This window comes from Collinsella aerofaciens (genome assembly GCF_005845035.1).
Lineage (GTDB): Bacteria > Actinomycetota > Coriobacteriia > Coriobacteriales > Coriobacteriaceae > Collinsella > Collinsella aerofaciens_I.
Genome location: NZ_SPFO01000020.1, coordinates 1 through 13,034, shown reverse-complemented (window position 1 = coordinate 13,034; position 13,034 = coordinate 1). Strand labels below are relative to the sequence as shown.

Here is a 13,034-nt window from a genome sequence, read left to right as displayed (position 1 = left end):
TCGATCCTTCTCTAAGGAAAAGGGCCGCGACGCCATAGGGGTGTCGCGGCCCTGTTTGCGTTTCCCCAGATAAAACCTGCCAAAATAAACCTGTCCCTTTTTGGCAGGTTAATCGGGGACTATTTCACCGCAACTTAGGGCACGGTTAGGAAGTGTGCACCTTAAAGAGTGGAGCCCATGATTAGAGAGGTCGCACTCGTCTCTCTAAATGTCTCTCTAAAGGGAAGGTTGGTTAGAGAGATAGCATTAGGCAATCTAGCAGCGAATTCGATACATCTCTCTAAATGTCTCTCTAAAACAAGGCATTTATCTCTCTAAAGTTAGAGAGATAAATCTATTGTTTTAGAGAGACGGAATGCCAAAATTCGTCCGTCAGCTACCATCTGCCAAAAATGGCGGATAAAGGGCTCATTGAAGTAATGGGCTCATCGACGAGCCGCAACCGCCGCTATCGGAAGAAGTAGATGCAGCCGAGTCGCCCCTCTTGTGTCTCTCGAAGTAGATGGGTGCTAGAGGGGCGACTGCCTCGTGATATTTCCCCAGATAAAACCTGCTAAAACAAACCTGCCCCTTTTTGGCAGGTCAGTTAACGCAGTGCAGGTTGAGCATATGCGAGCGAGCAGACCCCGGGTGCGGTAAGGTGACGTGAAACAAGCGGGCGCTGACCTTTTGGTCGCGCCCGTGAAGTTGAACGTCAGATTGCCGTGCCCGGAGCATGCGCAGCGCCGAGCAGTTACGCCGTTTGTAAAACGGCGTAACCTAAAGGTTCATGTTGCCGTGGATGTAGGGGGTGACCTCGGGGGAGATATGGCCGCAGCCCAGCTCGCGCAACGCAGACTCAATCGCAGCGGGCAGCGGGGCCTTGCCCCCGTCGTCGACGGCGCTACCGCCGAGAGCGGCAATTTTGGTGACATCTGCGGGAGCGGCTTCGATATGCATGCAGCCGCCGACCAAGCGCGCGCGAACCTGCGCCAGGTCAAGATCGTGCAGGTAATCCTCGCAGGCGCGGATTAAATCGACCTTCTCGCGCGTCAGCTTCTCACCCGTGGGGACGCGCGTGGCAAGACAGGCTCCCGCCGGCAGGCTCCAGACGGGATAGCCCCATGAACGCAGCAGCTTGCGCTCTTCGTCCTTGGTAAAGCCGACCTCCATAAGAGGGGAGCGTACACCGAGCTCTTCTGCCGCGCGCATGCCAGGGCGGTAGTCACCGCGATCGCTTGCATTGCTGCCATCGATGACGGTGGGAAAGCCGAGTGACTTGGCGTGGTTCACGATGGCGATAAAGCCGGCGTGCTTGCAGTGGTAGCAGCGATTGGCGTCGTTGCAAGCTACTTGGGGGAGCTGCAGCTGATCGACCGAAAGATTGAGTACGGGGAGCTTAAAATGCGGCTCCTCACTGGCTTGTACGTCAACGGATCGCTCAAATGAAGCCTGCTCGGGCGTGCCGATGAGCGGCGTGGTGAGGTGAACGAGAAGCGTGCTAGCGGGCATGATACGGGCGCAGACCGCGGCCAAAAAGCTGCTGTCGACGCCACCGGAAAAGCCGATGGCGACGCGTCCGTATGCCAAAAGCAACTGCTCGAGCGTCGCGAGTTTGTCCTGAAGCTCCTCTGCAGGTGCAGTAGTGTCTGAAAGCATGAAACGATCCTTACCATTGAGTACTCGGTCGAAAACTATAATCCTACCGAGCTGCCTGTCATAAGACTTCCGCTTATGTAACGAAAGTGCAATATGCTATATACGTTATATACAAGTTTGTAAAGTGCGGTAGAGTGGCAGTAATGCAATCCGGTGAGGGGGCCGATATGATCAAGGCTGTTATTTTTGACATGGACGGAACGCTGGTCGATACCGAGCGTTTAGGCATCAAGGCATGGAAGGCGGGCGCTGCCGAGCTGGGGATCGCGATTGATGATGCTCTGATCCATCAGTTTATCGGCCGCACGCTGCCCGATGTCATGGACATCCTTGATGAACATTACGGTAGTCGCGAAACCGCCGAGGCGATCTATGTCCGCCACAAGGAGATTCGCGACGAGATAGTCAAGACCGAACTGGAGCTTAAGGCCGGCGCCGCCGAGTGTCTAGACGAGCTGCTGGCTGCGGGCTATCACGTGGGCCTTGCGACGTCGTCGCGCCACGTTACGGCGGAGCGCAACCTTAAGATGGTCGGCCTCTTTGACAAGTTTGAAACGGCGACCTGTGGCGAGGACGTCGTGCACGGCAAGCCCAACCCTGAGATGTACCTGCTTGCCTGCGAGCGCGCGGGCTTCGCTCCCGAGGAATGTGCCGTGGTCGAGGATTCGCGTAACGGTTGCGTCTCGGGCATTACGGCCGGTTGCCACGTCTTTGCCGTTCCCGATATCGTGCCGCTGCCGCAGGACGTGGTGGATGGCTGCGAGGCCGTGCTCGATACGTTGTTCAATCTGACGGCGGCGGTCAAGGCCGTGCGCTAGGCAATTGCGGAGCTGAAACGAGCAATTGGCCGTCTTTTGCTTGAGCGGCGTTTTGGCATACTGGCCGACGTGCTATAGATACGCGCCGAGGTTGATGGCGGTGGCTTCGGCTTGGCTGCTCGCCTGGGTACTGGCGCGCTCCAAGAGGAACGGCCGCACGAGTTCCTGACGGTTGATGTCCTCGGCGGCTGTGACCGCAGTAACGGTTCGCGCTGCGGAACCAATGCGGATGTGCTTGGTTTTTGCCGGCGCCTTGTTCTCGATTTGCTCCATGAGCAGCTGGACACCCTTGCGGCCAATCTCGTAGCCCGGGGGTGCCACCGTGGTGAGGGGGACCGACCCGCTCCATGCAAGCGGGTTGCCGTCGCAGCCGGCCACGCGAACCTGTTCGGGGACGGAGATGCCTTTGTCGGTCAACGCCGAGATAACGCCCGAGGCCAATACATCGGTAAGGCCGATGACAAAATCGGGACGCTCGCCGGTAGAGCGCTCGGCAATCTGAGCGCCGATGCTGTAACCGTCGGCAGCGGTATTCCATTCTCCGGCGTCAATGACCTCAATTTTGATATCGGGATGCAGGGCGAGGGCCTTGTGAATGCCAAGTACGCGCAGGGTGAGCTGCATAAATGCCGCTCTGCCCACAACGGTGATATGGCGCGCGCCGCGGGTAATGGCGAGCTCGGCGATAATGCGCCCCTGTGCCTCGTTGTCGGCGGCCACGTAGTAACCGGGTTCGGAGCAGTGGATGTCCAGATGGACGATCGGCACGGGCATCTTGGTCATTGCGGGGTGCCAATCGGGGGACGCCATGGGCTGAACCATGACGCCGGACATCTGCGTGCCCATAAAATAGCGCAGGTAGTGGTCCTCGAGGATGTCGTCGTTATCGGCGTTGGCGATGAGCAGGTCGTAGCCGTGCTTGCGGGCCTCGTTGTGGGCGCCGCTGGCAATTTGGAGCGAAAAGCCGTGGTCGAGACGGGGGAGGACCAGGCCAAAGGACTTGGTGGCGCCGCCTGCGAGCTGACGAGCGCTTTGGTTGGGCAGGTAGCCAAGGCGATTGATGGTCTCGTTGATGAGTTTGAGGGTCTCGGGGCGCAGCTTTTCGGGATGGTTGAGCGCGTTGGAAACCGTGCCCAGCGAGACCCCTGCCTCGCGCGCGACGTCGCTGATTTTTACCTTTGCCATAGCGGCCCCTTTGATGCGTTTCAAGTACGAGTCAGATTGTAGCATCGCCCATCCTCAGGGTGTCAAAGCCTGTCAATTGGGGGCAGGTTTATTTTGGCAGGTTTTATCTGGGCAAACACCGGAGTTCAGACCACACAAAGGTGCCTGTCCCCCTTTGTGGTGGTTTTGGCGCGGCTGGGCTGCGCGTTAAACGGTGGAGTGTCTACAATGGAAGCCGCTTTGAACGTAGATTGAAAGGCTTTGGTATGACTCGCGCTGTTTCTCGTCGTGATTTCCTGGGTTTGATCGCCGGTGCTGCAATGGTTGCGGCGAGCGGTTGCGCCGGCAGTGGCGCTGACAAGGGCTCTGCCGCTGGTTCTGCTGCGGTTGCGGGCGACGATATCAAGGGCGCCAAGCTCACCTTTGTGGGCGACGATGCCTTTGCGCCCTATCGCTATCTGGAGACGCAGTCGGACGGCAAGCAGAAGGTTGTCGGCCTGGATATCGCCATTGCCGACGAGATGGCCTCGCGCCTGGGCTTTTCTTACGACTTTGAGCCGCAGGACTTTGCCGCCACGCTTGCATCGGTGCAGAGCGATGACAAGGCCTTTACCATGGCGATGAGCTCCAACGAAGAGCGCGAGCAGACCTATGACTTCACGCGCGGCTACTATCAGCCGCTTGTGGGCGTTCTCACGCTCGGCGGCGATCCCGTCAAGCGCGTTGAGGACCTCGCCGGCAAGTCTATCGCCTGCACCACCGGTACCGTGCAGAACAAGTTCATCGCCAAGGTCATGCCCGATGCTGATATTCACACGTACGACGGTGGCGACCAGTGCCTGCAAGAGGTGCTCGCCGGGCGCATCGATGCCTACCTGTGTGACGGCGCCGAGGGCCAGTCCATGCGCGATGCGAATGAGGGCCTGGTGCTGGGCCTGCTCGATCGCTCCGAGACGAGCGATCACGTGGGCGTGTACCGCCTGATGGCCAAGAAGGGTGCCGGATTTGTCGCGGCGCTTGACGAATGCATCGGCGAGATGCTCGAGGACGGCACCATCGATGACTGCATCAAGCAGTATGTGGGCGCCGACTTCATGTGGAACGGCGACTATTCCGCTTCCGGTACGTCGACGGTTGCCGGAAAATAGCGAGCCGGTGAGGCGCGCGCCAAGGGCATGCTGATGAAGTTTGAACTGCTAGAACCATATATACCGATGTTTATGAGCGGCCTGGTCGTGACCTGTCAGGTGACGGCCGCCGCGCTGGCCATAGCACTCGTCCTGGGCTTTCTCATTGCCGTGCTCAAGGTTTTGCCCTGTCGCCCATTGCGTGCGGTGCTCAACTTCTACACCTCCATCTTTCGCGGCGTGCCGCTCATCGTGTTGCTTTTTTTGGCGTACTTTGCGACGCCGCAGCCCACGGGCTTCAAAATTTCGATGTTTGCCGCCGGTGCCATTACGCTGGGGCTCAACGGCTCAGCGACGGTGTCCGAGACGGTGCGCGGTGGTATCGAGGGCGTTGACCGGGGGCAGTACGATGCCGCTCGGGCCATCGGGCTTCGCTATGTTCCCATGATGCGCAAGATCATCGTTCCGCAGGCGATGCGCTCGATTGCCCCTGCTCTGGTCAACGAAGTGATCACGGTCCTCAAGAGCTCCTCGCTGGTGGCAACCATCGGCCTGATGGATATGATGCGCGCCGCCCAGAGCGTGCAGGCGCTCACCTATCGAGCCTTTGAACCGTTTTTAGTGGTGGCCGTGGTCTACTACGTCATTGTTATGGCACTCACGGCCCTGGGCAATCGGCTCGAACGCCGCCTGCGTCCCTAGGGGAGTGCCAACCACCACAAAGGTGCCTGTCCCCATTGTGGCGGTTTGGACCGGCTGGGCATGTGTGCATCGGGTGGTATCTAAGTTGAGATACCACTTCTGGTATATCAGCTTGCGTTTGCGTGAGTACAATACTCGAACGTTGTACGTCTCAGCGCCCCTTGTGCGTGGACGTTTTGCAGTCAAGCGGACGAAGGGATTTATCCTATGTGCGGAATTGTCGGCTACACCGGCTCTGATATTGCAAAGAACATCCTGGTCACAGGCCTCAAGCGTATGGAGTATCGCGGCTATGACTCCTCGGGCGTCGCGCTCGAGGTGGGCGAGGGCGCCGCGGCGCACCTCGACGTCATCCGCCGCGTGGGCAAGGTCGCGGGCTTGGAGAGCGAGCTTTCCAACATTGACAGCGACGCTACCTGCGGTATCGGCCACACCCGTTGGGCCACCCACGGCAAGCCTTCGGTCGTTAACGCTCACCCCCACACCAGCTGCGACGGTCGTATCGCCATCGTTCACAACGGCATCATCGAGAACTTCGCCGAGCTGCGCGAAGAGTTGGAGGGTCGCGGCCACCACTTTAAGAGCGAGACCGATACCGAGGTCTTCGCGCATCTGATCGAAGAGGCCTATGCCGAGACGCACGACCTGATGGCCTCCGTGCGCGAGGCTTGCACCCACGTGGTCGGTGCCTATGGTCTGGCTGCCGTGTGCGCTGACGAGCCCGGCGTGATCGCCGTGGCCCGCAAGGATTCCCCGATCGTAGTCGGTGTGGGCGAAACCGGCTCCTATGTTGCTTCCGATGTCATCGCGCTCATCGACGCCACCCGCGATGTCGTGGTGCTCGAGGACGGTCAGTTTGCCAAGCTCACGCCCGCAGGCGTCGAGTACACCGACGAGGCCGGCAACGTTATCGAGCCCAAGGTCACCCACATCGATTGGGACCTGGACATGGCAGAAAAAGGCGGTTATCCCGACTTTATGCTCAAGGAGATTCACGAGCAGCCGCGCGTCGTGCGCGACACGCTGGTTGGTCGTATGACGCCGGCCGGCGAGCTCGACATCGACGAGCTGGGCCTTTCGCTCGAGGAGCTCAACGATATCGACCGTGTCTACGTGATCGCTTGCGGCACTAGCTATCACGCTGGCCTCATCGCCAAGAACCTTATTGAGGGCTGGGCTCGCATCCCCACCGAGGTTGAGGCGGCCAGCGAGTTCCGCTATCGCAATCCCATCATCACGCCGACGACGCTTGTCGTTGCCGTGTCCCAGTCGGGCGAGACGGCCGACACCCTTGCCGCCATTCGCGACGCGCGCATCAAGGGTGCCAAGGTCTTCGGCATCACCAACGTGGTTGGTAGCCCCGTGGCGCGTGAGAGCGACGGCGTCATCTACACTAAGGCCAACAAGGAGATCGCGGTCGCCTCGACCAAGAGCTTCATCGGCCAGGTCGTGAGCCTTACGCTGCTGGCTTTGCTGTTGGCGCAGGTTAAGTACCGTCTGACCACCAAACAGGCGCGCATGCTGTTCCGCGAGCTTTCCGATACGGCCGAGCAGATCCAGTGGATTTTGGATACCCAGACCGAGGCCGTTCATGAGGCCGCCCTGCTGTGCAAGGACGCGCAGTCCGCGCTGTTCGTGGGTCGCGGCATGGGTGCCGCTATTTCCTACGAGGGTGCGCTCAAGCTCAAGGAGGTCAGCTACCTGCACGCCGAGGCCTACGCCGCCGGTGAGATGAAGCACGGCCCCATTGCCCTGATCGACCCGGGCTTCCCTGTCATCGCTGTGGCCACCAAGAGTGCCACCTACGACAAGACCGTGTCGAACCTTATGGAGTGCAAGGCACGCGGCGCCAAGGTCATCGTCGTTGCCACCGAGGGCGACGAGGAGATCAACAAGATCGCCGACTGCATCGTCCGCGTGCCGGCAGTCCGCGACGTGTTCAGCCCCATCACGGCGAGCGTTCCTCTGCAGCTGCTCGCCCGCGAGGTCGCCATCCTGCGCGGCTGCGACGTCGACCAGCCCCGTAACCTGGCCAAGAGCGTCACGGTAGAGTAGTTGGTTCCGCCGTTCTAGCGACTAAGGCCCGGCTCCGCATCAAGACGGAGCCGGGCCTTGTTGCATTTGCCCAGATAAAACCTGCCAAAATAAACCTGTCCCTTTTTGGCAGGTTAGCGAAGCTTGCTGGTCTCGAAGTACTCGGGGAATTGGTCCAGAACTTCGGTTTGGTTGCGGAACATCATGTGCAGGTGCTTGCTGACCAAAAAGCTCGCTTCGATGGGGTCGCGACCGGCGATAGCGCGGCGAATCTGCTTGTGCTCGTTCACGATGTCCCGATTGTCGAGAACCTGCGTGGCGGCGCGCAGCCAGCGGAAGCGCTCCAGGTCGGCATTGGTCTCTTCGAGCCACGACCAAACGGTGCTGCGACATGCGATGCTAAAAATCATGTGATGCATGAGGTTGTCGCTCAAAAAGAAGCCGATGCGATCCTCTTCGGCCATGGCTTTTTCCTGCAGCACGATGGCGCGGTCGAGCTGCTCGATGCCGGCCGACGTGGCTCGCGCACAGCACTCCACAATCACCTGCTTTTCCAGATGTTCGCGGATGTAGCAGGCACTCTCGGCAAGGGTGAGGTTGATGGGTGAGACGTAGGTGCCGCTCTGGGGCACGGTGCGCACCAGGCCTTCCTGCGCCAAGCGAACCAAAGCCTCGCGCACGGGCGTGCGCCCCATATCCAGGTCGTCGCAAAGTTGCTTGACGCCCAGCTTTTCGCCCGGCTTGTAGTCCAGGTAGACGATTTTGCGTCGAATGGTGTGGTAGGACTGGTCCTGTAGGCTCGTTTCCTGCTCGCCGACGTGCATCGATTCTTCCATAGCGCCTCGCAACTGTTCTATCAAACTCATATGTCAGTTGTTAATTATGCCGCGAATCAGCTCTCCGCGGTGGGTAATTCGGCTGTTGCCTGAGAACTATTGCGGCATCTTAGTCTGTGTTTGCGCAAGGCTGCGCTCAATGTTGCCGTATCATAAGCCGTCGCAAACGTGAAATAGAAAGAAGGAATCCCATATGCAACTGGCAAATATCGTACGCGAGCGCTGGAAAGGCGTTTTGTTCTGCCTGATCATCGCCATTCCCGCGACGTTGCTCGGCAAACAAATTGAGGTGGTCGGCGGTCCGGTATTCGCCATCCTCTTTGGCATGGTCCTGGCGCTCGTCTTTCCCAAGAATCGTCGCGAACAGCTCGCCGCCGGCGTCACCTATACGTCTAAAAAAGTCTTGCAGTACGCGGTAATCCTGCTTGGCTTTGGCATGAACCTCTCGCAGATTCTGTCCAAGGGCGCCCAGTCGCTGCCGATTATCGTGGCGACAATCTCGACTTCGCTTGTCATTGCCTTTGTGCTCTGCCGCGTTATGAACGTGCCGAGTAAGATCGCGACGCTTGTGGGTGTGGGCTCGTCGATTTGCGGCGGTTCTGCCATCGCCGCGACCGCGCCCGTCATCGATGCCGACGATCGCGAGATTGCCCAGGCTATTTCGGTCATCTTCCTGTTTAACGTTATCGCGGCGCTCGTGTTTCCAACGCTCGGCGGTATGCTCGGGCTGACCAACGAGGGCTTTGGCCTGTTTGCCGGCACCGCCATCAACGACACCTCGTCCGTAACGGCTGCGGCGAGCGCTTGGGACAGCATGCATCCCGGCGCCAATGTGCTCGAGAGCGCCACGGTGGTCAAGCTCACCAGGACACTGGCCATTATTCCCATCACGTTGGTCCTCGCATGCTGGCAGATGCATCTGGCGCGCAAGGCCGGCGGCGACGCCAAAAGCACGTTCTCGCTTAAACGCGCGTTTCCCATGTTTGTGCTGTTCTTTGTGCTGGCGAGCGTAATCACCACGGTGCTTCAGCTTCCTGCGTCCTTTACGGCGCCCATCAAGGAGCTGTCGAAGTTCTTTATCGTGATGGCCATGGCGGCTATTGGCTTTAATACCGATATCGTCGAGCTGGTCAAAAAGGGCGGCAAGCCCATCGCGCTGGGCTTTTGCTGCTGGATTGGCATTGCGTGCATGAGTTTGGGAATGCAGCACGTGCTGGGAATCTGGTAGAGGAGTAGCTTATTTGCGTGCTGGTTGCTGGTGAGCGCATGCCTGCGGTGGAGCGATAGGAGCTCTTGCGGGTATGGCTTGTCCGCAGGTTTATAAGTCCCGAAGAGCTCTTATCGCCCCGCCAGGATGGCGATGCGGGGCAACACCTATACTCGCAGGACGGCGCTTTCTGCCCTATAGTGTTTGGTGAGCAATATCGTTCAATTTTAAAACACTCGGTCGTGCGACCGTCGGCGGTTGCACGTCGCCGCGGACAGGGGCAAATCATGGATAGCGATGCCAAGCTGAACATCTTGACCGAGGCCCTGGCTGCTGCCGGGGCCTCGGCATTGGCAATCGATGCGCGTGGGGACGTCGCGATTTCGACCATGAATGACGCAGCGCTTGAGCGGGATGTGGCGGCTTTTGTCGCTGAGCGCCTCGACCGTATAGGAGACGGCGCGCGTCTGGTTATGGGGCGTGCGGGTACGCGCCTGAGCCTGACCGTTCGCCCCACCGACAAAGAAGGCGGGGGCCTTTGGGTCGTCGTGGTCCGCGAGGTACGCGGCGCCGCGGCACATGCGGGCATCGAGTGGCTCAACGCCGACGAAGTTGAGGCCCGCTACGAATCGAGCGCGTACGGCATCGTTGAGGGGGCGGCCTCGGTAGCTGCGCCGGTCGCCGAGAGTTACGCGCGCGGCGTGCCCCTTATGCTCGAGGGCGAGCTGGGAGCGGGTCAGGTCGAGATCGCCAAGCGCCTCTATCTGGACGGTCCTTTTGCCGATCAACCCTTTGTTGCCGTTGCGCTCGATGAGCTTACCGATCGCGGTTGGCGCCACGTGCTCAAAAGCGCCGAATCGCCGTTGTTCCAAACGGGGCTGACACTTTGCATTGAGGGCTGGAACACGGTTGGCCCCCAGCGTCTCCGCGAGCTCGTTTCCACGATGGCCGACACCGCGTTGGCGACGCGCTGCCATGTGGTGCTGACGGCGAATGACATGCCGGGCGGCAGCGAAAGTGATCAAGCTGCCTTTGTGACTGAGCGCTTCGCCTGTGCGGTGAGCGTGGCGCCGGCAATCGCCGAGCAGGGAGCCACGTCGCAAAAGATTGCGCGCTATTTGGAATATCTCGCTGGTGCATTTGGGACGGCAGCGCCCATGCTGTCTGCCGCGGCGATGAAGGCGCTCGATGCTTACCGCTGGCCGCGCAATTATCTGCAGCTCCGCGAGGTCTCGGAACGACTGTATATATTGGTGGGGGCGGGCACGGTGGATCGCGCTGTGGCGGAGGAAGTGCTAGCCCAAGAGGACGTGATTAAGACCGCAACCTTTGGCGCCCCGACACTCGAAAGCGACCTGTATATCCTGCGACCGCTGGCCGATACCGAGCGAGATATCGCGCATCTGGTTGTAGATCATCTCTACGGCAACCGAACCCGTGCGGCGGAGGTGCTGGGCATAAGCCGTACAACGCTGTGGCGCTTGCTGAAGGACGATGACCGTTGAGCGAGGCGCCCGTGACCGCGCGCGACGCGTGTGCTACAGTCCAAAGCGTTATTGTTTCGATTTGGTTACGGCGTGCGAGGGCATATGGCTGAGACTTCAAAACCGAGCCGCAGAAGGCGGAGTGCCGCGCCGGTTAACCGACGCACAACATCGGTGACGTGGGGCAAACACGCCTCGGGGTTTGACGGCTCGTTCAAGCGCACTAAATACGGCTATCCTTCGACAGGTGCTCGCTTGGCAATGCAGGCAGAGTGCTCGCTGTGGGGCCGCAAACGCGTGGTGGGCTCAAAGCTCAAGCACGACGGCACGCTCGGCTACATCAGCCGCGGGGCGGCTCGCCGCAGTGGGCTCAATCCTGCTGGTTGGCATCGTTATGTGCCGATCGCGGTCGTCGTTGCAGTGATCGTCATCGCACTCGCTGCGCTTGGCTACGCCGGCGGTGGCGCCAACTTGGACGCGGTGTTTAAATCGCCCGAGCTCGCGCATGCAGGCACAGAAGTTGTCGAGGGCACTCAGACCCAGACGGGCGTCGCTCCCCAGCGCGGCATGGTCGCGGCAGCCTCCACCATCGCCGACGCTCAAAAGGACGAGGGCGAATAGGGCGACGGCGCCGAAACGACCCACACGAACGAAACGACGACAACTCCATCGGCAAGATAAGTTGCGAGTGGGGTGGCTAAAATAGCCTCGTCCCAAATTAGCTACCCCTATGACGCTCTTGGGTTACCTTACGTAGACGACGTTGTCGCGGCGGGGTTTGGGCTCGGGTAGCGTGTCCTCGGCATAGCCCAGAATGCAGTGACCGACACCGCGCAGGCTGCCGTCGGCGGGCAGGCTCCAGCTGGCCAGCAGCTCCAGGCCCTCGGGCGAGTCAAAGACCTCATGCGCGCGGTGAATCCAGCATGAATCGACACCCAGTGCATAGGCGGCGTTGAGCAAGTTGCCCATGGCGAGCGAGCCGTCTTCCAGATGCGTGGGCACGTTGCGGTCGACCAGTACCACCACAACCGTTTTGGCTCCGTAGAAGGGGTCGCCGTTGCTACCCATGACTTGGGCGTTAAGCTGCGAGAGACGCTCGACGGTCGCGGGATCGGTGACGGCGACAAACGTCACCGGCTGGCGGCCCATGCCGCTCGGTGCATATTGGCCGGCTTCGATAATACGTGCAAGCTTTTCGGCCTCGACGGGACGATCGCTGTATTTGCGGCAGCTGCGGCGGTGAATGAGCGCTTCGATAGTCTCCATGGTGCCTCCTTGTAGTGGCGTTGCAGATGCCCCGTTCATACCCGTCGGGCTCAAACGATAGACGGTCAATTGCCCGGCCAAAAGGATAGATTCCAATTGGGAAAGTAGGTTTGCATAAAAGTACCTTCAGAATGTGACAAACAAATGGGATGGTTAAACGTTTTATCCCGTCTACCCTGCGGTTTTTTACCACTTGCCTAAATGACGAACGTATAACCTCTGATAAAGGTTTTACTAAAGGAGTACCAACGTTTATCAATGCGCCGTGGTGGCGCCGGGCCAGGAGGTAACTATCATGTTCCAGGCTGGAGATGTCGTCGAGATCGACTTCGAAGGATTTCTGAAGCTGCTGCGTTCCAAGACGCGCGCTTTTGTGACGATTGACGATCACGAGTACTACATCACGCACACCGATGGCTATTGGCGTGTTCAGGATTGCGAGGCCCTCAACGACAAGGGCCACTTTACTGACTGCTCCGAGCTGGTCAATACGGTCTGCGAGGTTGTTGAGCTGCCTTGGATTTGCGGCAAGAGCCTGCATGACAGCTTTGCGGGCGCTACGGTCTACGAGGCCGTCGCTGCCTAACAGGCAATAAAACCCGATTTTCACGTGACCGCTGGCGCCGCCCCCGCGCCGGCGGTCTTTTTCTGCCGATAGGCCATAAAAGTGCACGCGTTTGCGGTTGATTTTCAATCTCAACGCAACAGCTTGAACGGACCCCGCGTTTCCGCAGCTAGCGCAACGCGGAACTAGCTCC

Annotated in this window: 12 protein-coding genes; 8 read left to right on the top strand and 4 right to left on the bottom strand. The window is 59.6% G+C overall.

What is annotated here, in order from left to right; all coding sequences use genetic code 11:
- Positions 1-759 precede the first annotated feature (759 nt).
- A complete protein-coding gene (gene larE, locus FGQ67_RS08475) occupies positions 760-1,638 on the bottom strand; it encodes an ATP-dependent sacrificial sulfur transferase LarE (protein ID WP_138341346.1) in 879 nt (292 codons plus the stop codon).
- A 167-nt stretch (positions 1,639-1,805) separates the two neighbouring features.
- Here larE and FGQ67_RS08470 point away from each other — a divergent pair, with 167 nt between their 5' ends.
- A complete protein-coding gene (locus tag FGQ67_RS08470; protein ID WP_171025275.1) occupies positions 1,806-2,456 on the top strand; it encodes an HAD family hydrolase in 651 nt (216 codons plus the stop codon).
- A 72-nt stretch (positions 2,457-2,528) separates the two neighbouring features.
- On the opposite strand, the gene FGQ67_RS08465 is transcribed toward FGQ67_RS08470, so the two are convergent.
- A complete protein-coding gene (locus tag FGQ67_RS08465; protein ID WP_249934435.1) occupies positions 2,529-3,641 on the bottom strand; it encodes a LacI family DNA-binding transcriptional regulator in 1,113 nt (370 codons plus the stop codon).
- Between the two features lie 245 nt (positions 3,642-3,886).
- On the opposite strand from FGQ67_RS08465, the gene FGQ67_RS08460 reads away from it, so the two are divergent.
- From FGQ67_RS08460 to glmS, 3 genes are all read left to right on the top strand, one after another.
- A complete protein-coding gene (locus tag FGQ67_RS08460) occupies positions 3,887-4,768 on the top strand; it encodes a substrate-binding periplasmic protein (RefSeq protein WP_138341340.1) in 882 nt (293 codons plus the stop codon).
- A 33-nt stretch (positions 4,769-4,801) separates the two neighbouring features.
- Positions 4,802-5,449 (top strand): amino acid ABC transporter permease, encoded by a 648-nt coding sequence (locus tag FGQ67_RS08455; protein WP_212746028.1) that lies wholly within the window; start codon positions 4,802-4,804, stop codon positions 5,447-5,449.
- A 207-nt stretch (positions 5,450-5,656) separates the two neighbouring features.
- Positions 5,657-7,504, top strand: coding sequence for a glutamine--fructose-6-phosphate transaminase (isomerizing) (gene glmS, locus FGQ67_RS08450; protein ID WP_138341335.1), 1,848 nt, complete (start codon positions 5,657-5,659; stop codon positions 7,502-7,504).
- A gap of 113 nt (positions 7,505-7,617) precedes the next feature.
- On the opposite strand, the gene FGQ67_RS08445 is transcribed toward glmS, so the two are convergent.
- Complete coding sequence (locus FGQ67_RS08445; RefSeq protein WP_233540843.1) at positions 7,618-8,319, bottom strand: GntR family transcriptional regulator; 702 nt, start codon at positions 8,317-8,319, stop codon at positions 7,618-7,620.
- 193 nt (positions 8,320-8,512) lie between these two features.
- Here FGQ67_RS08445 and FGQ67_RS08440 point away from each other — a divergent pair, with 193 nt between their 5' ends.
- The 3 genes from FGQ67_RS08440 (at position 8,513) to FGQ67_RS08430 (ending at position 11,631) form a co-directional block, all read left to right on the top strand.
- Positions 8,513-9,547 carry a YeiH family protein gene (locus FGQ67_RS08440; RefSeq protein ID WP_117848569.1) on the top strand — a complete coding sequence of 345 codons (1,035 nt, stop codon included), beginning with the start codon at positions 8,513-8,515 and terminating at the stop codon, positions 9,545-9,547.
- 266 nt (positions 9,548-9,813) lie between these two features.
- Positions 9,814-11,031 (top strand): helix-turn-helix domain-containing protein, encoded by a 1,218-nt coding sequence (locus tag FGQ67_RS08435; RefSeq protein ID WP_138341333.1) that lies wholly within the window; start codon positions 9,814-9,816, stop codon positions 11,029-11,031.
- A 234-nt stretch (positions 11,032-11,265) separates the two neighbouring features.
- Entirely contained in the window at positions 11,266-11,631 is a 366-nt protein-coding gene (locus FGQ67_RS08430) for a hypothetical protein (RefSeq protein ID WP_171025274.1), read from the top strand.
- Positions 11,632-11,754: 123 nt separating this feature from the next.
- Here FGQ67_RS08430 and FGQ67_RS08425 read toward each other — a convergent pair whose 3' ends face one another.
- The gene (locus FGQ67_RS08425; RefSeq protein ID WP_117638091.1) at positions 11,755-12,276 is read right to left on the bottom strand and encodes a nitroreductase family protein; all 522 of its coding nucleotides are present in this window, start codon (positions 12,274-12,276) and stop codon (positions 11,755-11,757) included.
- Positions 12,277-12,571: 295 nt separating this feature from the next.
- On the opposite strand from FGQ67_RS08425, the gene FGQ67_RS08420 reads away from it, so the two are divergent.
- Positions 12,572-12,862, top strand: coding sequence for a CDP-alcohol phosphatidyltransferase (locus FGQ67_RS08420; RefSeq protein ID WP_171025273.1), 291 nt, complete (start codon positions 12,572-12,574; stop codon positions 12,860-12,862).
- The last annotated feature ends 172 nt before the right edge of the window (positions 12,863-13,034 follow it).

Coding starts and splice junctions, on each gene's coding strand:
- larE (WP_138341346.1), bottom strand. CDS start 1,638: ATGCTTTCAGACACTACTGCACCTGCAGAGGAGCTTCAGGACAAACTC.
- FGQ67_RS08470 (WP_171025275.1), top strand. CDS start 1,806: ATGATCAAGGCTGTTATTTTTGACATGGACGGAACGCTGGTCGATACC.
- FGQ67_RS08465 (WP_249934435.1), bottom strand. CDS start 3,641: ATGGCAAAGGTAAAAATCAGCGACGTCGCGCGCGAGGCAGGGGTCTCG.
- FGQ67_RS08460 (WP_138341340.1), top strand. CDS start 3,887: ATGACTCGCGCTGTTTCTCGTCGTGATTTCCTGGGTTTGATCGCCGGT.
- FGQ67_RS08455 (WP_212746028.1), top strand. CDS start 4,802: ATGAAGTTTGAACTGCTAGAACCATATATACCGATGTTTATGAGCGGC.
- glmS (WP_138341335.1), top strand. CDS start 5,657: ATGTGCGGAATTGTCGGCTACACCGGCTCTGATATTGCAAAGAACATC.
- FGQ67_RS08445 (WP_233540843.1), bottom strand. CDS start 8,319: ATGGAAGAATCGATGCACGTCGGCGAGCAGGAAACGAGCCTACAGGAC.
- FGQ67_RS08440 (WP_117848569.1), top strand. CDS start 8,513: ATGCAACTGGCAAATATCGTACGCGAGCGCTGGAAAGGCGTTTTGTTC.
- FGQ67_RS08435 (WP_138341333.1), top strand. CDS start 9,814: ATGGATAGCGATGCCAAGCTGAACATCTTGACCGAGGCCCTGGCTGCT.
- FGQ67_RS08425 (WP_117638091.1), bottom strand. CDS start 12,276: ATGGAGACTATCGAAGCGCTCATTCACCGCCGCAGCTGCCGCAAATAC.
- FGQ67_RS08420 (WP_171025273.1), top strand. CDS start 12,572: ATGTTCCAGGCTGGAGATGTCGTCGAGATCGACTTCGAAGGATTTCTG.